17 protein-coding genes are annotated in these 18,353 nt (G+C 65.1%); 15 read left to right on the forward strand and 2 right to left on the reverse strand.

Translation table 11 applies throughout. The features are described from left to right. Nucleotides 1-4 precede the first annotated feature (4 nt). The 8 genes from ATC04_RS05435 to ATC04_RS05470 all read left to right on the forward strand — a co-directional run bounded on the left by ATC04_RS05435 (nucleotide 5) and on the right by ATC04_RS05470 (nucleotide 6,217). Nucleotides 5-742: an amino acid ABC transporter ATP-binding protein gene (locus ATC04_RS05435; RefSeq protein ID WP_047120861.1), complete on the forward strand. Its 738-nt coding sequence runs from the start codon at nucleotides 5-7 to the stop codon at nucleotides 740-742. Nucleotides 743-955: 213 nt separating this feature from the next. Beyond that, nucleotides 956-1,402 carry a DoxX family protein gene (locus ATC04_RS05440; protein ID WP_082123954.1) on the forward strand — a complete coding sequence of 149 codons (447 nt, stop codon included), beginning with the start codon at nucleotides 956-958 and terminating at the stop codon, nucleotides 1,400-1,402. 183 nt (nucleotides 1,403-1,585) lie between these two features. Next, complete coding sequence (gene paaA / locus ATC04_RS05445; RefSeq protein WP_047119790.1) at nucleotides 1,586-2,572, forward strand: 1,2-phenylacetyl-CoA epoxidase subunit PaaA; 987 nt, start codon at nucleotides 1,586-1,588, stop codon at nucleotides 2,570-2,572. A 1-nt stretch (nucleotide 2,573) separates the two neighbouring features. Further along, the gene (paaB, locus tag ATC04_RS05450; RefSeq protein ID WP_047119789.1) at nucleotides 2,574-2,864 is read left to right on the forward strand and encodes a 1,2-phenylacetyl-CoA epoxidase subunit PaaB; all 291 of its coding nucleotides are present in this window, start codon (nucleotides 2,574-2,576) and stop codon (nucleotides 2,862-2,864) included. Then, nucleotides 2,861-3,721: a 1,2-phenylacetyl-CoA epoxidase subunit PaaC gene (paaC, locus tag ATC04_RS05455; RefSeq protein WP_047119788.1), complete on the forward strand. Its 861-nt coding sequence runs from the start codon at nucleotides 2,861-2,863 to the stop codon at nucleotides 3,719-3,721. The genes paaB and paaC overlap by 4 nt, the downstream gene beginning before the upstream one ends. Nucleotides 3,722-3,761: 40 nt before the next feature. Beyond that, on the forward strand, nucleotides 3,762-4,259 hold the full coding sequence (paaD, locus tag ATC04_RS05460; protein ID WP_047119787.1) for a 1,2-phenylacetyl-CoA epoxidase subunit PaaD: 498 nt from the start codon (nucleotides 3,762-3,764) through the stop codon (nucleotides 4,257-4,259). Then, nucleotides 4,256-5,416, forward strand: coding sequence for a 1,2-phenylacetyl-CoA epoxidase subunit PaaE (gene paaE / locus ATC04_RS05465; RefSeq protein ID WP_047119786.1), 1,161 nt, complete (start codon nucleotides 4,256-4,258; stop codon nucleotides 5,414-5,416). Before paaD ends, paaE begins: the two co-directional genes overlap by 4 nt. 15 nt (nucleotides 5,417-5,431) lie before the next feature. Then, on the forward strand, nucleotides 5,432-6,217 hold the full coding sequence (locus ATC04_RS05470) for an enoyl-CoA hydratase/isomerase family protein (RefSeq protein ID WP_047119785.1): 786 nt from the start codon (nucleotides 5,432-5,434) through the stop codon (nucleotides 6,215-6,217). Between the two features lie 507 nt (nucleotides 6,218-6,724). On the opposite strand, the gene ATC04_RS05475 is transcribed toward ATC04_RS05470, so the two are convergent. Beyond that, the gene (locus ATC04_RS05475) at nucleotides 6,725-7,177 is read right to left on the reverse strand and encodes an Lrp/AsnC family transcriptional regulator (RefSeq protein WP_047119784.1); all 453 of its coding nucleotides are present in this window, start codon (nucleotides 7,175-7,177) and stop codon (nucleotides 6,725-6,727) included. Between the two features lie 226 nt (nucleotides 7,178-7,403). Here ATC04_RS05475 and pdhA point away from each other — a divergent pair, with 226 nt between their 5' ends. The 4 genes from pdhA to ATC04_RS05495 all read left to right on the forward strand — a co-directional run bounded on the left by pdhA (nucleotide 7,404) and on the right by ATC04_RS05495 (nucleotide 12,288). Continuing rightward, nucleotides 7,404-8,567 carry a pyruvate dehydrogenase (acetyl-transferring) E1 component subunit alpha gene (pdhA, locus tag ATC04_RS05480; RefSeq protein ID WP_047119783.1) on the forward strand — a complete coding sequence of 388 codons (1,164 nt, stop codon included), beginning with the start codon at nucleotides 7,404-7,406 and terminating at the stop codon, nucleotides 8,565-8,567. A gap of 1 nt (nucleotide 8,568) precedes the next feature. Continuing rightward, entirely contained in the window at nucleotides 8,569-9,651 is a 1,083-nt protein-coding gene (locus ATC04_RS05485) for an alpha-ketoacid dehydrogenase subunit beta (RefSeq protein WP_047119782.1), read from the forward strand. A gap of 1 nt (nucleotide 9,652) precedes the next feature. Continuing rightward, the gene (locus ATC04_RS05490) at nucleotides 9,653-11,074 is read left to right on the forward strand and encodes a dihydrolipoamide acetyltransferase family protein (RefSeq protein WP_047119781.1); all 1,422 of its coding nucleotides are present in this window, start codon (nucleotides 9,653-9,655) and stop codon (nucleotides 11,072-11,074) included. 257 nt (nucleotides 11,075-11,331) lie between these two features. Further along, nucleotides 11,332-12,288 carry a DUF3093 family protein gene (locus tag ATC04_RS05495; protein ID WP_047119780.1) on the forward strand — a complete coding sequence of 319 codons (957 nt, stop codon included), beginning with the start codon at nucleotides 11,332-11,334 and terminating at the stop codon, nucleotides 12,286-12,288. 16 nt (nucleotides 12,289-12,304) lie between these two features. Here the strand turns inward: ATC04_RS05495 and ATC04_RS05500 are convergent, their stop codons facing one another. Next, complete coding sequence (locus ATC04_RS05500) at nucleotides 12,305-13,159, reverse strand: phosphatase PAP2 family protein (RefSeq protein WP_052772450.1); 855 nt, start codon at nucleotides 13,157-13,159, stop codon at nucleotides 12,305-12,307. Nucleotides 13,160-13,239: 80 nt separating this feature from the next. Here ATC04_RS05500 and ATC04_RS05505 point away from each other — a divergent pair, with 80 nt between their 5' ends. From ATC04_RS05505 to menD, 3 genes are all read left to right on the forward strand, one after another. Beyond that, nucleotides 13,240-14,235, forward strand: a complete 996-nt coding sequence (locus tag ATC04_RS05505) for an o-succinylbenzoate synthase (protein ID WP_047119779.1) — start codon at nucleotides 13,240-13,242, stop codon at nucleotides 14,233-14,235. Nucleotides 14,236-14,358: 123 nt separating this feature from the next. Next, the gene (locus tag ATC04_RS05510; RefSeq protein WP_060616998.1) at nucleotides 14,359-16,482 is read left to right on the forward strand and encodes a PhoX family phosphatase; all 2,124 of its coding nucleotides are present in this window, start codon (nucleotides 14,359-14,361) and stop codon (nucleotides 16,480-16,482) included. A gap of 149 nt (nucleotides 16,483-16,631) precedes the next feature. Next, nucleotides 16,632-18,332, forward strand: a complete 1,701-nt coding sequence (menD, locus tag ATC04_RS05515) for a 2-succinyl-5-enolpyruvyl-6-hydroxy-3-cyclohexene-1-carboxylic-acid synthase (protein WP_047120857.1) — start codon at nucleotides 16,632-16,634, stop codon at nucleotides 18,330-18,332. Nucleotides 18,333-18,353 lie beyond the last annotated feature (21 nt).

Raw genomic sequence — 18,353 nt, forward strand, 5'->3', positions numbered from 1 at the left:
CGAGATGAACTCGCAGGTAAAGATCCAGGTCACCGACCTGCACAAGTCCTTCGGATCCAACAACGTGCTCCAGGGCATCGACCTGGAGATCCGCGAGGGCGAGGTGTTGTGCGTGATCGGCCCGTCGGGCTCGGGCAAGTCCACGCTGCTGCGCTGCCTGAACAAGCTGGAGGACATCACCTCCGGCACGGTGGTTGTCGACGGCTTCGACGTGACCGACCCGAAGGTGGACATCAACGAGGTTCGCCGCCACGTGGGTATGGTTTTCCAGCACTTCAACCTCTTCCCGCACATGTCGGTGGCCGAGAACATCATGCTGGCCCCGGTGGAGCTGAAGAAGATGAACCGCACCGAGGCCCGCGCCAAGGCGCTGGAGCTGCTGGAGCGCGTGGGGCTGAAGGAGAAGGCAGATGCCCGCCCGGCTTCGCTCTCCGGCGGCCAGAAGCAGCGAGTGGCCATCGCCCGCGCGCTGGCCATGTCCCCGGGCATCATGCTTTTCGACGAGGCCACCAGCGCGCTGGACCCTGAAATGGTCGGGGAGGTGCTCCAGGTGATCAAGGAGTTGGCCGACTCGGGCATGACCATGGTGCTGGTGACCCACGAGATGGGCTTCGCCCGTGAAGTCGCCGACCGCGTGGTCTTCATGGCCGACGGCGTGGTCTGCGAGCAGGGCAAGCCGGAGGACCTCTTCGGCAACCCGCAGCAGGCCCGCACCCAGGATTTCCTGTCCAAGGTGCTGTAGCGACGCAGCGTCCGTAGTCGCGACGCTTTATTCCGCAGGCCGCCCGGAAATGAACAAAAAAATTGTTCATTTCCGGGCGGTTTTGCCATGTGCGGGTCAATCCACAGGAACGACATAGAAAATTATCATTGAAGCTTCAAGTTTTAAGTATAGGGTTGATCCCGAGTTGTTGCGAAGCCGCTCATCCCCGAAGATCCGCCGATGGAGATTGACATGACCACCCGAAACAACCCGCCGATGACCTCCGCCGCCCTGCTGGTGCTGCGCGTTGTGCTCGGCATCATCCTGGCCGCCCATGGCTGGCAGAAGTTTTTCCAGTACACCCTCGATGGGGCTACCGCCTCGTTCGAGCAAATGGGCGTCCCGCTGGCCTCGATGGTGGCCCCCGCCGTGGCCACCCTTGAACTCGCCGGCGGCATCGCGTTGGTCCTCGGGGTGGTGACCCGTGTCGCCGCGGGGCTGCTGGCCTTGGATATGCTCGGTGCGCTGTTCCTGGTCCACCTTCCTGCCGGCATTTTTGTCGACAACGGAGGATATGAGCTGGTGGCCATCTTGGCTGCCGCTGCCGCGGCTCTGGCCTTGGCCGGCCCGGGCTCCTATTCGGTGGACCGTCTGGTCTTCGGCCGGACGGCCCCGGTCGGGTCGATGTCGAACGCCTAGGAGATAGTCAAGCCCGGCACCCGAAAGAGCATCTTTCGGGTGCCGGGGCATTTAAGCGGACGATTGGCTGGCCTGGGGTGCTTGCGTGATGCCGGTTTCGGTGGTGATGTTGACGTGACCGAACCCACTCTGACATACTGAACGAACGGTCAGTATGTAAATAGTTTTCAGTGAGGTGAACCCATGGCCCCGACCACACCGCAGGAGCCGGGACTGAGTGCCGTCCCAAGCTACGAAGAAGAGCAGTCGCAGGCGCGTTTTGACGCCCTGATCGGCAAGGATTCGCGTATTGAGCCACGCGACTGGATGCCGGATGCCTACCGCAAGACCTTGACTCGCCAGGTTTCCCAGCACGCGCACTCCGAGATCATCGGCATGCAGCCTGAGGCCAACTGGATCACCCGCGCGCCGTCGCTGAAGCGCAAGTCGATCCTCATGGCCAAGGTCCAGGACGAGGCAGGGCACGGACTGTACCTGTACTCCGCCGCCGAAACCCTCGGCACCGACCGCGACGAGCTGAACGACCAGCTGCTGACCGGACGCGCCAAGTACTCCTCGATCTTCAACTACCCGGCACGTTCCTGGGCCGACATGGGCGCCATCGGCTGGCTCGTGGACGGTGCGGCCATCGCCAACCAGGTGCCGCTGTGCCGCGCATCCTATGGCCCGTACGGCCGCGCCATGGTCCGCGTCTGCAAGGAAGAGTCCTTCCACCAGCGCCAGGGCTTCGAGATCCTGCTCTCGCTGTCCCGCGGCAGCGAAGCTCAGAAGAAGATGGCCCAGGATGCCGTCAACCGCTTCTACGAGCCTGCGCTGATGATGTTCGGCCCACCGGACGAGCAGTCCCCGAACTCCAAGCAGTCCATGGCCTGGAACATCAAGCGTTTCTCCAATGACGAACTGCGCCAGCGTTTCGTCGGCATGATCGCCGAGCAGGTCAAGGTCCTCGGACTGACCCTGCCGGATCCCGAACTGCGGTACGACGAAGAGACCAAGCAGTGGATCCACAAGGATCTGAACTGGGATGAGTTCATGGCAGTAATCAAGGGCAACGGCCCAGTCAACGCGCAGCGCATGGAGCGCCGCCGCGAAGCCCACCGCGAGGGTGCCTGGGTTCGCGAAGCCGCCGCAGCATACGCCGCCAAGCAAGTACAAAGTGAGGTTGCCTAACATGAGCCAACAGAACAATTGGCCCCTGTGGGAAGTATTCGTTCGTTCCTCCCGTGGACTCTCGCACGTCCACGCAGGTTCGCTGCACGCTCCGGATGCCCAGATGGCAGTGCGCAACGCCCGCGACCTGTACACCCGCCGCAATGAAGGCGTGTCCCTGTGGGTTGTGAAGTCCGAGGACATCATCAGCTCCGATCCGGATGAGAAGGACGCTTTCTTCGAATCCCCGCAGGGCAAGGACTACCGCCACGCGACCTATTACAAGGCCAGCGAGGGAGTGAAGCACCTGTGAACCACGACGAACTCGATGCCGAGCTCGACAGCTTCGGCGACGCGCTGGCCTCGGCCACCCGCGTCACCCCGGGCAACGCGCTGCGTCCGGAAGACATCGCCGTGGGCGGTGCCAAGCCGAGCGAAGACGTTGCACGCTACGCACTGACCCTGGGCGACGACGCACTGATCCTGGCCCAGCGCCTGTCGCACTGGATCTCCCGCGCACCTGAGCTGGAAGAGGACATCGCCCTGGGCAACATCGCCCTTGACGTGCTCGGACACGCCCGTTCGTTCCTGACCTACGCCGGCCTGGCCTGGGACAAGACCGAAGACGACCTGGCCTACTGGCGCGAAGAAGACGACTTCACCTCGCTGTGGATCGTCGAGCAGCCCAACGGCCACTTCGGCGTGACCATCATCCGCCAGCTGATCGTCTCGGTTTTCCAGCACCTGCTGTACTCCAAGCTGACCGAATCCGCCGACGAGACCCTGGCCGCGATCTGCGCCAAGGCAGTCAAGGAAGTCGACTACCACCGCGACCACGCCATCCAGTGGACCATCCGCCTGGGCCTTGGCACCGAGGAATCGGCTGCCAAGATGCGCCACGCGCTGGAAATCCTCTGGCCATACGTCGACGAGATGTTCCAGGACCTGGAGCTGCACCGCAAGCTGGACGGCATTGCAGTGCTTCCGTCCTCGCTGCGCGAAGCCTGGGACAAGGAAATCAACGCCGTCCTGGCAGATTCCGGCCTGGAAATCCCGAAGACTGGCCAGGCCATGGCCAACGGCCGCGGCGGAGAGCACTCCGAGCACCTCGGATTCATCCTGGCTGAAATGCAAGTCCTTGCCCGCAAGCACCCCGGTGCAAGCTGGTAGCCACCACACCAACCCTTTCGCCCGCTAAGGGGGAGCAGTCTTGAGCAACCTGATCGCCAACACCGAAGATCTGTTCGCCATCGCCTCGAAGGTCACGGATCCGGAGATTCCCGTGCTGACCATCGCCGACCTCGGCATCCTGCGTGAAGTCCAGCAGGACGAGGACGGCGCGGTCCACGTGGTCATCACCCCGACCTATTCGGGCTGCCCGGCCATGGACGTCATCACCGAGGACCTGCACAGGGTCTTCCAGGAGGCAGGCCATGAACAGGTCGACATCCGTTTGGTGCTCACCCCCGCCTGGTCGACCGACTGGATGACCGAGAGCGGCAAGGCCAAGCTGGAAGCCTACGGCATCGCCCCGCCCACCGGGCGGGGCCATGCCGGACGCGTGACGCTCGGCATGAGCGTCAAGTGCCCGCGCTGCCATTCGCTGAACACCCGCGAGCTGGCGCGCTTCGGCTCAACTTCCTGCAAGGCGCTCTACACCTGCAAAGACTGCCTGGAACCCTTCGACTACTTCAAGGTGCTCTCATGACCGACCAAACCACACCAACTCGTCGCCGTGCCTCCTTCCACCGGCTGACCGTCTCCAACGTCCGCCGCCTGACCAAGGACTCCATCGAGGTCACCTTCGCGATTCCCGAGGAACTGAGCGAGGAATACGACTACGTGGCGGGCCAGTACGTGGCGCTGCGCAAGGAGATCCCGAACGCGGAAGGCGAGCTGCACGAGCTGCGCCGTTCCTACTCGATCTGCGCCGAGCCCACTGGCAGCGAGATCAAGGTCGCCATCAAGCGCGACCTGGGCGGCTTGTTCTCCACCTGGGCCAACGAAAACCTGGCCGCAGGCGACCAGATGGACGTGATGAGCCCTGCCGGCGCGTTCATCTCCAAACACCGCCTGACCGAGATCAATGATCCGTCCAAGATCGACACCGCTGACCAGGACCGCTTCGTCGCGGTGGCCGCAGGCTCGGGCATCACCCCGGTGCTCGCCATCGCCCGCACCATCCTGGCCGCGAACGAGAACACCCGCTTCGACCTGATCTACGCGAACAAGGCAGCCATGGACGTGATGTTCCTGGAGGAGTTGGCGGACCTGAAGGACCGCTACCCGTCCCGACTGGCCCTGCACCACGTGCTCAGCCGCGAACAGCGCATCTCCCCGCTGCTCTCCGGGCGCATCGACGCGGACAAGCTGTCCACGCTGCTTGAGACCGTGGTTCAGGCGCCGAGCGTCGACGAATGGTTCCTGTGCGGACCGTTCGAGCTGGTGCAGCTGGTCCGCGACCAGCTGACCGGCATGGAGATCCCGGCCGAGAAGGTCCGCTTCGAGCTGTTCTCCACCGGCGAGCCGACCAAGCCCCAGGGCCATATCGGCCGCCCGGTCAACGTCGAAGAAGACGAGGACAGCTACGAGATCAGCTTCACCCTCGACGGCCTGCAGGGCGAGGTCAAGTCGCCGGTACGCGCCAACGAGACCGTGCTGAACGCGGCGCTGCGCGTCCGCCCGGACGTTCCGTTCGCCTGCGCCGGCGGCGTGTGCGGCACCTGCCGCGCCAAGGTCACCAGCGGCACCGTCACCATGGCGGAGAACTACGCGCTGGAGCCTGACGAGGTCGAGGCCGGCTACGTGCTGACGTGCCAGTCGCACCCGACCACCGAAAAGCTTAGCGTCGACTTTGACGCCTAGAAACGGGATGACTTCATGATCGAACTGACGATTGCCGACTCCATCGCCCGCGTGGTGCTGAATGCGCCGAAGAAGATGAACTCACTGGACGAGGCGGCACTTGCCGAATTGTCCGAGGCCTATGACAAGGCCGCGGCGGCCGTGGAAACCGGAGAAGTCCGCGCCCTGGTGCTGACCGGCGAAGGCCGCGGCTTCTGCGCAGGACGCGACATCTCCGGGGTCAACCCGGCAGATGACGACGTCATCGGCTACCTCGAAGGCAAGGTGCAGCCGCTGCTGGAGAAGATGTCCAGCTTCCCGGCTCCGACCTTCGCCCTGGTGCAGGGTGCCTGCCTGGGTGTTGGACTTGGCCTGGCAGTCGCCACCGACGTGGTGTACGTGGCGGAAAACGCGAAGATCGGTTCGCCGTTCGCCAACCTGGGCGCGACCCTGGACTCCGGGGGACACTGGCTGTTCACCGAGCGCCTGGGTGCCCACCGCACTCTTGACATGATCTACACCGCAGAGCTGATTTCCGGTGCCGAAGCCGTGCGTTCGGGCCTGTTCTCCCGCGCCTTCCCGGCCGAGGAACTCGCCGAGCGCGGCGAGGAGATCATCGCCAAGGTCGCCCAGGGCGCTACCCAGGCGTTCGTCGCGTCCAAGCAGCTGGTGGCGGAAATCCGCGACCAGCGTGTGGGCCTGTGGAACTCCATGCGCACCGAGAACCGCGCGCAGGCGGCACTGTGCGACACCGTGGACTACGCGGAGGGCTTCAAGTCCTTCCAGGAGAAGCGCCCGCCGGTGTTCACTGGCAAGAAGTAAGTACTTGAAGCCAAGCGCCCGCCAGATTGATTCTGGCGGGCGCTTGGTGCATCAATAGACTTTCAGGCTGGGCCGCCGAGGCTGCCGTCCGTAAAGTTTTTTCTTGCAGGCCAACGCCGCCAAGCCGGCAACGAAATTGCCGACGCGCAGGTTGAACTTGCGTAGAACCAAGCACCCTGTTTCACAGTTTTCCCAGCTGGACCGCGCATGTACTGTGCATGACAACAACAGACTTCATGACCGGTCAACGGAATCCGCACAGCGATGCTATCGATCTCGTGCGGGGACCAGTCGACAGCTTTGCGTTCTTCCATGGGTCGGTGCTCGTCTTGGGCCCCTCAATACGCTGTTGTTCCAGTTCGGCATAGCAAGTATTGGCCAGGGGACGGCTGCGACTTTGGATGTTGAATGAGAAGCGGCCTGCCGTGCGAGAATTTTCGGAGCAACGACAAAACGTCCGCTGGATCTGATCCGGCGGACGTTTTGTCTTCGGGCGGGCTTGCCCGTTTAACGGGTATCGGTGTCTTCAAAAATCAGCAGCGTCTGGGTATCCAGCACGGTGGGCAGCGATTGCAGCTCCTCGAAAACCACCCGGCGCAGGTCCAGATTGTCCTTAGCGCGCACCAGCAGGATCACGTCGAAGTTTCCGCCAACCAACCCGATATGGTGCACCTCCGGGATCGAGGCCAGATGGTCGCGCAGTTCCCGCCAGGAGTGCTGGCGCAGCTTCAATGTCACGTAGGCACTGGCTTTCAGGCCGGTTTTCACAGGGTCGATGACCACCGTGTAACGGGTGATCACCCCTGCATCCTGGAGCTTGGCGATTCGCGAGTACGCATGGGCCCGGGAGACATGGACCTTCTGTGCGACCGTGGTGACCGACTGCCGGCCGTCGCTGGTGAGTTCGGCCAAGATCGCGCGGTCGACATCATCCAGTTTCAGTTCCGCGTCAGCGGTCATTAGTACTCCTTGCGAGCGGGTCGGACGAGTCATCGCCAAACCCATTTTCTTGATACGAATCGTCTACAAGTATACGCATCCCATGCTCAACTTTCCATGATTAGCGCCCGGAGTGGATACAGATTGCCACTGATACGCATAATTAGTTGCAAATGATGTTTGGGTGAAGCCAGTCACAGGTATGCGTGACGGGGGACCTTCGCAGCACTACGAAAGGTGGGAGAACATGAGCACCGATGCACACGCGGGTCGCATGACTGAAGTCAGCGACAAATTCGGTATCACCCCGGAAGACTACATGCTGCCAGCACGGCACATGATCAACCTTCTGGACCCGGATGGAACCCTCCGTCCACAGGACAAGCAGGGCACCGAACCGGGCCATGAGTACCCGTTGCCGAGCCCCGCTCGTCTCATGGAGGCCTACTCCGCCCTGGTGACCGGACGCCGCGTCAACGACCAGAACTCCGCCCTGGTGCGCCAGGGCCGCATGGCCGTCTACCCGTCGAGCCACGGCCAGGAAGCCTGCCAGGTCGCCGCCGCGCTGTGCCTCGAAGAAGGCGACTGGCTGTTCCCGACCTACCGCGACACCGTGGCCGTGCTGACCAAGGGCGTCGCCCCGATGGAAGTCATGACCAGCTTCCGCGGCGAATGGCACTGCGGGTACGATCCGAAGGCCTACAACTGCGCGCCGATGGCCACCCCGCTGACCACCCAGCTGCTGCACGCGGTGGGCGTCGCCCACGCGGCCAAGCTGCGCGGGGAGGACACCGTTGTGGTCGCCATGTGCGGCGACGGCGCCACCAGTGAAGGCGACTTCCACGAAGCGCTGAACTTCGCCGCGGTGTTCAACCTGCCGGTGATCTTCTTCGTGCAGAACAACAAGTACGCGATCTCCGTGCCGTTCTCCCAGCAGTCCGCCGCCCCGTCCCTGGCCCACAAGGCCGTGGGCTACGGCATGGCCGGCGAACGCGTGGACGGCAACGACCTGATGGCGCTGATGGCAGTCATGACCCGCGCCGTGCGCCTGGCCCGCGAGGGCAACGGCCCGCTGCTGGTCGAGGCCCACACCTACCGCATGCAGGCCCACACCAACGCGGACGACGACAAGCGCTACCGCGAGGACGCCGAGGTCGCCGAGTGGAAGGCCAAGGATCCGGTCATCCGCATCCAGTCCTACCTGGACGATGCCGGGCTGCTCACCGAGCAGGCCACCGCGGAGATCACCGAGAAGGCCGAGGCAGTGGCCAAGACCCTGCGCGACGGCATGAACCAGGACGCGGACACCGATCCGCGCGAGCTGTTCGAGCACGTCTACTCTTCCAAGACCCCACAGATGGCCGAGCAGCAGGCAATGCTCGCCGACGAACTAGCCCGTGAGGAGGCCTAGCATGACTACCACCACTTCGCGGGTGAACCCGAACGTCTCCGACGCTACCGCCCGTGCAGCGGCCAAGGCCGCCACCGAGAACCAGCCGGTCACCTTCGGCAAGGCGCTGAACACGGCGCTGGCCGATGCCCTGACCGCAGAGCAGTCCGTGGTCATCTTCGGCGAGGACGTGGGAACGCTTGGCGGCGTTTTCCGCATCACCGACGGGCTGACCGCCCGCTTCGGCAACGAACGCTGCTTCGACACCCCGCTGGCCGAGTCCGGCATCGTGGGCATGGCCGTGGGCATGGCAATGAACGGCATGCGCCCGGTCATCGAGATGCAGTTCGACGCGTTCGCGTACCCTGCCTTCGAGCAGATCGCCTCGCACGTGGCCAAGATGCGCAACCGCACCCAGGGCCGCCTGCCGCTGCCGATGGTCATCCGCATCCCCTACGCCGGCGGCGTGGGCGGCGTCGAGCACCACTGCGATTCCTCCGAGGCCTACTACGCCCACACCCCGGGCCTGAAGGTCTTCACCCCGGCAACCGTGGCCGACGCCTACCTGATGCTGCGCGAGGCCATCGACTCCGAGGACCCGGTGGTCTTCTTCGAGCCGAAGAAGCTGTACTGGTCCAAGGAGCAGGTCAACCTCGAAGAGCTGGCCGCCCAGTACGAGGCCGGCAAGGCCGCGGAAACCGAGGGCAAGGCGCGTATTGCGCGCGCCGGCTCCGATGCCACGCTGATCACCTACGGCCCGAGCGTCTCCACCTGCATGCAGGCCGCCAAGGTCGCAGCGGAGGAGGGTATCAGCCTGGAAGTCATCGACATCCGCACCATCGTTCCGTTCGACGACGAATCGGTGGCAGCCTCGGTGCGCAAGACCGGCCGCGCCATCGTGGTGGCCGAAGCCCAAGGCTTCGCCTCCGTGGCCAGCGAGATCGTTGCCCGCGTGCAGGAGCGTTGCTTCCACTCGCTGGCGGCTCCGGTGCTGCGCGTGACCGGCTTCGACATCCCGTTCCCGGCGCCAACGCTGGAAAAGTACAACCTGCCAAGCGTCGAGCGCATCCTTGATACGGTCGACCAGCTCCAGTGGGAGGCCTAAATTGAGCATTAAGACGTTCCTGCTGCCCGATCTGGGCGAAGGCCTGACCGAGGCTGAACTGGTGCGCTGGATGATCGCCGAGGGCGACTCGGTCATCGTCGACCAGCCCATCGCCGAGGTGGAGACCGCCAAGTCGCTGGTGGAGATCCCGTGCCCGTTCGAAGGCGTGGTCTCGACCCTGCACGGCGATGCCGGGCAGATGATGCTGGTGGACGAACCGTTCATCTCCGTGAACACCGGAGGCGGCGAGCCGGAAGCCGCAGCCCCTGCCGCCGAGGGCGCGCTGTCCTACCGCGAAGAGGAAATGGCCGGAACCCAGGTGCCGGAGGAGGCCGAAGAGGACGAAGCCAGCGGCAACGTGCTGATCGGCTACGGCACCGGCGCCTCCAAGCCGAGCACCAGCCGCCGTCGCCGCCCGCGCGCAGGCAGCACCACCGCGGCCGCGTCCAGCGAGACCTCCACGCAGGCCGTGCGCGTCATCAACCCGCTGGTGCGCAAGCTGGCCCGCGAAAACTCCATCGACATCCACGCAGTGCGCGGCACCGGCCCCGAGGGCCTGGTCCTGCGTGCCGACGTGGAGGCGCTGATCAGCCAGGGCCAGCCAGACGCAGCGGCCGCTGTCCCGGCAGCCCCGGCGGCAGCTCCCGCTCCGGCCGCCGCGCCGGCACCGCAGAAGCCGTCCGAGGGCGCTGCCGCAGGCGCAGACAAGCGCACCGGCCTGCCGGTCGCTTCCAGCCAGGTGCTCTCCGGCGTGCGCAAGACCATTGCCGCCGCCATGAGCACCTCGCGCCGGGAAATCCCGGAAGCGACAGTGTGGGTGGACGTGGATGTCACCAAGCTGCTGAAGCTGCGCGGAAAGATCAAGGAATCCGAGGGCCAGGCGCCAAGCATCATGGCGCTGATCTCCCGCTTCGCCGTGGCCGGCCTGCAGCGCTTCCCTGAGCTGAACAGCCGCATCGACGTGGAGGACGACGGCTCGCTGCGCCACACCATCTTCGATGGGGTCAACCTGGGCTTCGCGGCCCAGACCGACCGCGGTCTGGTGGTCCCGAACGTGCGCGACGCCCACAAGCTGAACGCCAACGAGCTGTCGGCCGAGTTCGCCCGACTGGCCGGCGTGGCCCGCGAAGGCAAGGCCGGGGTCTCCGACCTGTCCGGCAGCACCTTCACCATCAACAACTACGGGGTGTTCAACGTGGACGGCTCCGCGGCGATCATCAACTACCCGGAAGCTGCCATCCTCGGCCTGGGCCGGATCGTTGAGAAGCCATGGGTTGTCAACGGCAAGATCAAGGTCCGTTCCATCTGCGAACTGACCCTGAGCTTCGACCACCGTGTCTGCGATGGCGGCACCGCTGCAGGATTCCTGCGCTACGTCGCCGATGCGATGACCGATCCGAAGAAGGCCCTGTCTACCCTGTAGACGGCCGGAATCAGGCCCCGCAACCCGGGAAGTTTTCCCGGGTGGCGGGGCCTTTTCCGTACCCTTTGGGCGGCTGCAGCCCGGGGGATTAATTGGCAAGTCAAGGCGCATTTCCTAGACTTGAAGATGACTTATCCGGCGACCGGCCCGAGAACGGGGCGGAGCGCCGAAGCCGAAAGGGGCAGATCATTTCCAGCGAACGCGTTGAGATCAGAAGCCGTACACCCCTGATCATCCTGCTTTTCCTGCCCATTGCGGTGATCGCGCTGACCCGGACGCTGCTGGGGACGTCGCTGCCCAGCATCACAGCGACCCACTGGTCCGACAGCGCCCGGCCGGACGGATTCGCCGACAGCGCGGTGTTCTTCACCGCCTCCATGACCTTCGCGATCCTCGGAGGCTTGGTCGCATGGGCATCGTTGTACCTGACCCGCAAGCCACTGGTGCTGCTCGGGCTTCTTTTTGTGGGAAGCCTGATGGCTTGGACCACCGCAGGGGTCTATGTTTCCAGCTCTGTGCCTACGGCGTTCGCCGGTGATCCGACCCAAGCCGTAGCGGGACCCTGGATCTTCGCCAGCATCGCAGCGACCTTGGTCAGCCTTGTTCCTGTTTGGATCTGCGGGGTATTCCAGCAGTACCAGCTCAATCGCCAGAACAAGCGCCGTGACCGCTTGGCTAAGGTACAGGAGAAGCGGCAGGCAGCCACAGTGAAGGCCCCGCCGGCGGCTGAAATCGCACCAGGTGATGAATTCAGCGAGACAATGAACGCCCCCCGGTGGTTGTGGCTGCTAGGACTTTTCATGGCGGGCATGGGTATCTTCATGATCTTCATGAGCACCACTGAAGGTGGAGACATCGTCAGCTTCATCATGGGAATCGCCTTCATCGTCCTGCTCACCCCGCTGGTCCTCGGGCTGGCGAGGATCCGCGTGACGGTGGCCGGCGGAAGGCTACGCGTGTCCAGCGCCCTTCTGGGGTTCCCGTCGCGCACCATCGAGGTCAAGGACATGGAATCGGTCCTCGCCGAGGAGATCCAGCCCATGGAATGGGGCGGCTGGGGATGGCGCTTCTTCCCCGGCGGATCCGCCGTGGTGCTGCGCCGCCATGAAGGGCTGGCCGTTGAATTGAAGGACAAACGCCGCTTCGCGGTCACCATCCCTCGTTCCGAACAGGCCGCCGCCCAGCTGAACGCCCTGATCGCCCAGGGTCGCTAGCCGGTACTGCGGCGGATCAGATGCGGGCCGGGCCGATGACAACGGAGCGCAGCGCCAGCCCCGAGATCAGGGACGCAGCCACCACATGCACGATGCCCAGTACCGCATAGGCCAGCAGCAGCTCCTGCGGGACCTTCTGGATGTGCGGGTGGGGGAGCAGATAGGACAGCAGCAGCACCAGCACCCAGACGACCAGGCTTAGGACGCCCAGGCTTCGCGACCAGCTGGTCTTGCTGACCTCGCCGCTCAACGGCTGGATGCGCTGCAGCACCGCGCTGGCAAGGACCATCCAGAACGCTGCGACCAGGAAACCGGCGGCGATATCGCTGGGACGGTGCCAGCCGCACACCAACGTGGCCACTCCGGCCGCCGTGGCGAAAACCCACGCGACCAGCTGAACCACAGGCCGTAGCGTCGGCGGCGAGACCAGGTACATCAGTCCCATCGCCGCGGCGGCGGCCGTGGTGTGTCCCGAAGGGAATGAATTTCCCGAGGTGCCGAAGTTGAAATCTGGGCGGATCAGGATCATGTGCTTGAGGATCTGCGTGGTGGCCATGGCGGCACCTGCAGCAGCAACCGCAATCACCGCCCGCAGGAATCTGCGGTCGCGGATGACGCGGTAGAGCAGGAACACCGTGGCAATGGCTCCGCAGATCAACGGCAGGAAATCGAGGAACTGGCGGACCGGGTTGCCCGAATTGGTGGACGGCCACCACTGGGACCACACGGTGAAGCCCACCTGGTCGGCCCACTGGCCGGCGCGCATCTGGACAAAAAAGACGTACTCGACAATGAACAACGCCAGCAACAGCAACCCGCCGGACCACCACTGCACGTGGCGTGGCTTCAGGGTGGCGGAATGGCGGCTCATATCTCTAGCCTGTCATAACTCACGTGCTTCAAGGCACGCTTTGGGCATGTAACTATCGCCACCATGGCTAGGCTGGGACTATGAACTTTCCCCTGCCTGCCCTGGAAGAAATCCTCGCCCACAGCCACGTAGTCCAGCTGCCCATGCAGGTGAAATTCCGCGGGGTGACCCAGCGCGAAGCGCTGCTGATCGAAGGACCGGCGGGCTGGGGAGAATTCTCCGCCTTCTTGGAATACGGTCCGCAGGAAGCATCCCGCTGGCTGGCCGCCGCCATCGAAGCCGCCTACCAGCCCTTCCCGCAGCCGCTGCGCACCAGCATCCCGGTTAATGCCACGCTCCCGGCCGTTCCGGTCGGCGAAGTCGGCCGCGTGCTTGAACGCTACGATGCGCCGCACACCATCAAGATCAAGGTGGCCGAGCAGGGGCAGAGCGTAGATGAGGACCTTGCCCGGGTGGCCGAAACCCGGCGCTTGTACCCGCAGGCCGCGCTGCGCGTGGACGCGAACATGGGATGGGACATCCCCACCGCGGTGGCAGCGCTGACCCGGCTCAGCGACTTCGATCTGCAATACGCGGAACAGCCGGTGCCCGGCATCACCGGACTGGCCGAGGTCCGCGCGCGACTGCGTTCCGCGCGGATCGACCTGAAGATCGCCGCGGACGAAGCAGTGCGCAAGCACACCGATCCGCTGGAAGTCTCCCGGCTCGGGGCCGCCGACCTGATGATCATCAAGGCTCAGCCGCTGGGAGGCATCCAGACCGTGCTCGACATCGCTGCGCAGGCCGAACTCGATGTCGTGGTCTCCAGCGCCCTGGACACCTCTGTGGGCCTGGCTCAGGCCGCCGCGCTGGCCAGCGCCCTGCCCGAGCTTCCCTATGCCTGCGGGCTGTCCACCGGAACCCTTTTCGCGGACGACGTGACCGACGAGCCGCTGCTGGCTACCGCCGGGTACCTGCCGGTGCGCCGCGTGAAGCCGCAGCCGCACAAGCTGGCCAAGCTGCATCCGGGACAGGAACGAGAGGCCTGGTGGCACCTGCGGGTGCGCGACTGCTACGCGCAGCTGTTGGAGAACTAGGGGAGCCGCACCCAGAATTATCCTCGTGTTAACCTCCAGTACGGCTTTTGACCACTTCGGGATGAAAACCTCGAATCGCTTCACCCCCTGACGAGCGAGCCACACCGAGGAAGTGACGGATCAATGAATCCCACCCGTACCCTGCTGCCGATGCTTGGCCATACCCGCGGCGGACGTTCCGCAGCGACCTGCCACTTCAAATGCGGGGATGCCTGCGTCAAGCCGGACTGCAACAACTCATCCAACGCGTACTTCCGCGACATCGCCGACTCCGCGCTCTCCCGCCGCCAGATGCTTGGGCTCGGTGCCATCGGTGCCTCCGCACTGGTCGTCGGCCCGCAGCTGTTCGGCGCCCCGCCGGCATCCGCTGCTGAAGTGGCCGTCGCCGGCAAGCACGGCTCCCACGGCGGGAAGCTCGGTTTCCAGGCCATCGACCCGGTCTCGCGCTCGGTGGACACCATGACCGTGCCCGAAGGCTACGACTGGCACAGCATCATCCGCTGGGGCGACCCGCTGTTCAAGCGCTCGCCGGAATTCGACGCGCAGAATCAGACCGCACGCAAGCAGGCCGAGCAGTTCGGATACAACTGCGACTACCTGGACATCATCGTGGACAAGTACTCCGGCCGCACCGGCGTGCTGGTCGCCAACCACGAATACACCAACGAAGACATGATGTTCGACGCCGACTGGTTCGAGGCGAACAAGGACGAAGCCCGCCGCATCGCCATGAACGCCCACGGCTTCAGCGTTGTCGAGGTCTCTCGCAAGAAGAACGACAAGAAGTGGACCTACGTCCAAGGCGGCGAACGCAACCGCCGCATCACCATGCAGACTGAGTTCACCGTGGACGGGCCGGCTGCGGGCAGCGACCTGCTCAAGACCGCAGCGGACCGCACGGGCACCAAGATCCTGGGCACCTTGAACAACTGCGCCGGCGGCACCACTCCGTGGGGCACCGTGCTCTCCGGCGAGGAGAACATCGACCAGTACTTCCGCGGCCGCGGAACCGCCGAGGAAGCCCGCTACGGAATCGCGGCCAAGGCCACCGAACGCGGCTGGGAAGACACCGACCCGCGCTTCGGCCTGCACCATGAAGGATTCGAGAACGAGGCGAACCGCTTCGGCTGGGTTGTCGAGATCGATCCGCAGAATCCGAAGTCGATCCCGGTCAAGCACACCAATCTGGGCCGCTTCAAGCACGAGGGCGCGAATGTGCGCATCGCCAAGAACGGCAAGGCCGTCGCCTACTCGGGCGACGACTCGCGCTTCGAATACATCTACAAGTTCGTCTCCTCGGGGACCTACCGCAAGAACGACCGCCGCCACAACATGACCCTGCTGTCGGATGGCGACCTGTATGTCGCGAAGTTCGCCGGCAACTCGCCGGCCGCTGAAATCGACGGCAGCGGGGCGCTGCCCTCGGACGGCGCCTTCGACGGCACCGGCACCTGGCTTCCGCTGGTGCGCGGCGGCAAGTCGATGGTGGACGGCATGAGCGTGGAAGAAGTGCTGGTGTATACCCGTCTGGCCGCCGACAAGATCGGCGCCACCAAGATGGACCGCCCCGAAGACGTGGAGCCGAGCCCGGTCTCCGGCAAGCTGTACGTGGCGCTGACCAACAACTCCGACCGCGGCAAGGCAGGCAAGGAAGGCGCCACCGAGCAGAACCCGCGCGTGGCAAACCGCGACGGGCACGTCCTGGAGCTGACCGAAGCTGGCAACGACGCGACGGCCACCAAGTTCACCTGGAACATCCTGCTGGTGGCGGGCGACCCGAAGGTCAACTCCTCCACCTACTTCTCCGGCTATCCGGCGCAGAAGGTCTCCCCGATTTCCTGCCCGGACAACCTGGCCTTCGACTCGGCGGGCAACCTATGGATCTCCACCGATGGCGCCCCGGGCACCATCGGCTACTCCGACGCGCTGCACAAGGTGACGTTGACCGGCAAGGACCGGGGCCGCGTGGAGCAGTTCCTCGCGGTGCCCACCGGGGCCGAGACCTGCGGCCCGGTGATCCATGACAAGGACGGTTCGGTGTTCGTTGCGGTGCAGCATCCGGGCGAGGGCGGCAGCTTCGCCCAGCCGGCGTCGCTGTTCCCCGATTTCGTAGCCGCTCCGGGCAAGGTGAAGAAGGGCCAGTTCTACGGCCCGCGGCCCAGCGTGGTCCAAGTCTTCACCGAGCGCCAGGGCAACAACGGAAACGGTCACGGGCATGGCCACGGCAATGGGCACGGCAAGCACTAGCCATTTCCGGTGACAGGCAGGAAGCGGCGGGAAGCGACAGGCTTCCCGCCGCTGTCCGCGTCCCGGGATGAACTCCGGGTACCGGGCAACCGGCGACTCGATAGACTTGGAAGGGTGTTTTCCGGCCAAGACTAGAGGTGACTGAACGCGTGAGTGCGCAGCAGGATGGACAGCGTGCCATCACCACGGCCCGCGAGGTGCTCTCGGCACTGATTGCCGCAGGAATCAGAGACCTGGTGATTTCTCCCGGTTCCCGCAGCGCCCCGCTGGCCTACGCCGCGGCCGAAGCCGAAGCCGCAGGGAAGCTTCGGGTGCATGTGCGCATCGACGAACGCTCGGCTTCTTTCATGGCGCTGGGACTAACCCAGGCCACCGGCGCGCCCACTGCCATCGCCGCCACCAGCGGCTCGGCCATCGGCCAGATGCTGCCCGCCGTCATGGAAGCCAACCACACCGGCACGCCGCTGCTGGTGCTCTCGGCCGACCGGCCGGACGAGCTGCACGGAACCGGCGCCAGCCAGAGCACCCGGCAGAAAACGTTGTTCGGCGAGCACGTTCGTGCGGCGCTGAACGTCCCCGCCGGGAACAGCCCTGCAACTGCGCTGGATGCGGCCCTGGCCGCTCTGCGCGGCAATGCGCAGGCACCGGCCGGCCCGGTGCAGCTGAACCTGCAATTCCGCGACCCGCTGACGCCTGAAGACGATTCCCGAGTGGAGACCCAAGCCTGGACCGGCATTGAGCCGGGGGACTGGGCAAGCCCAGGAACCCAACTGTCCGGAACCGCCTGGCCGCAGCCCACCGACGCCGCCGTGCGGCGCACAGTGGTTGTCGCCGGACACGCTGCGGGTCCCGAGGCGCAGGCTTTCGCCCAGCACCTGGGGCTGCCGCTCTTCGCCGAGCCGTCCTCCAACGCGCGCTTCTCCGCCCACGCCATCCGCCACTACCGCCCGCTGATCGCGGTAGGTCTTGAGCGCATCGAACGCGTGGTGCTGTTCGGGCGTCCCACGCTCAGCCGCCCGGTCGGCCGGCTGCTCGCCGCAGCGCACATCGACTCGGTGATCTGGGAACCGGCTCCTGCCCCCTGGTACGAGGCCGGGCGCCGGCGCGAAACACCCGTGGCAGATCCCCAGCAGCTCGTCGACTTCGCCGGCACCGCACCCCGGGGCTGGCTGGAGGGCTGGCAACAACTGGATGCGCAGGCCCAGCCGATCCGCGCAGCACTGCAGGAACCCGAAACCCTGGACGGGGCCGCAGTGGCGGAGGAAATCTGGAACGCCCGCATTCCGCAGCTGCTGCTGGGGTCCTCGAACATCGTGCGCGACTTCGACCTGGCTGCGGATCCGAGCGTTCCGGGGGCCAGCACCTGCCATGCGAACCGCGGATTGGCCGGCATCGACGGGACCATCTCCACGGCCCTGGGCCTGGCGGCGGGCAGCGGGCAGCACACCGTGGCAGTCATGGGGGACATTACCTTCGCCCATGACGCAAGCTCGATGCTCTGGACCCTGGGCGAGCAGAAGCCCACGGTGGACGTTGTCGTCTACAACGACGGGGGAGGAGCGATTTTCTCCACACTGGAGCACGGCCAGGTGGACGAATCCCGGCGCTACGGCAATAGCGTGGAGCGGCTGTTCGCCACGCCCCAGCAGATGGACCTGAGGGCGCTCGCCGAAGGCTACGGCTGGAGCTACCACCGGGTGCTCACCCGCGCAGAACTCGGCTCGCTGCTGTCTAGCGGCACCCCCGGGGACTTGCGGCTGATCGAGATCCCGGCGAGCCGCCAGGCACTGCGCGCGCACCATCTGGAACTGAATAAGCGCCTGGGCGAACTGCCCTGGCCTGCGGCCTGATCCGGACTCGGAACCGCGCCA

Source organism: Arthrobacter sp. YC-RL1, assembly GCF_001454985.1.
In the GTDB taxonomy this organism is placed as follows: domain Bacteria; phylum Actinomycetota; class Actinomycetes; order Actinomycetales; family Micrococcaceae; genus Glutamicibacter; species Glutamicibacter soli.

Coding starts and splice junctions, on each gene's coding strand:
- ATC04_RS05475 (WP_047119784.1), bottom strand. CDS start 7,177: ATGACCGCTGACGCGGAACTGAAACTGGATGATGTCGACCGCGCGATC.
- ATC04_RS05485 (WP_047119782.1), top strand. CDS start 8,569: ATGACTACCACCACTTCGCGGGTGAACCCGAACGTCTCCGACGCTACC.
- ATC04_RS05435 (WP_047120861.1), top strand. CDS start 5: ATGAACTCGCAGGTAAAGATCCAGGTCACCGACCTGCACAAGTCCTTC.
- paaB (WP_047119789.1), top strand. CDS start 2,574: ATGAGCCAACAGAACAATTGGCCCCTGTGGGAAGTATTCGTTCGTTCC.
- ATC04_RS05440 (WP_082123954.1), top strand. CDS start 956: ATGACCACCCGAAACAACCCGCCGATGACCTCCGCCGCCCTGCTGGTG.
- ATC04_RS05505 (WP_047119779.1), top strand. CDS start 13,240: ATGAACTTTCCCCTGCCTGCCCTGGAAGAAATCCTCGCCCACAGCCAC.
- ATC04_RS05510 (WP_060616998.1), top strand. CDS start 14,359: ATGAATCCCACCCGTACCCTGCTGCCGATGCTTGGCCATACCCGCGGC.
- ATC04_RS05500 (WP_052772450.1), bottom strand. CDS start 13,159: ATGAGCCGCCATTCCGCCACCCTGAAGCCACGCCACGTGCAGTGGTGG.
- ATC04_RS05470 (WP_047119785.1), top strand. CDS start 5,432: ATGATCGAACTGACGATTGCCGACTCCATCGCCCGCGTGGTGCTGAAT.
- pdhA (WP_047119783.1), top strand. CDS start 7,404: ATGAGCACCGATGCACACGCGGGTCGCATGACTGAAGTCAGCGACAAA.
- paaE (WP_047119786.1), top strand. CDS start 4,256: ATGACCGACCAAACCACACCAACTCGTCGCCGTGCCTCCTTCCACCGG.
- paaA (WP_047119790.1), top strand. CDS start 1,586: ATGGCCCCGACCACACCGCAGGAGCCGGGACTGAGTGCCGTCCCAAGC.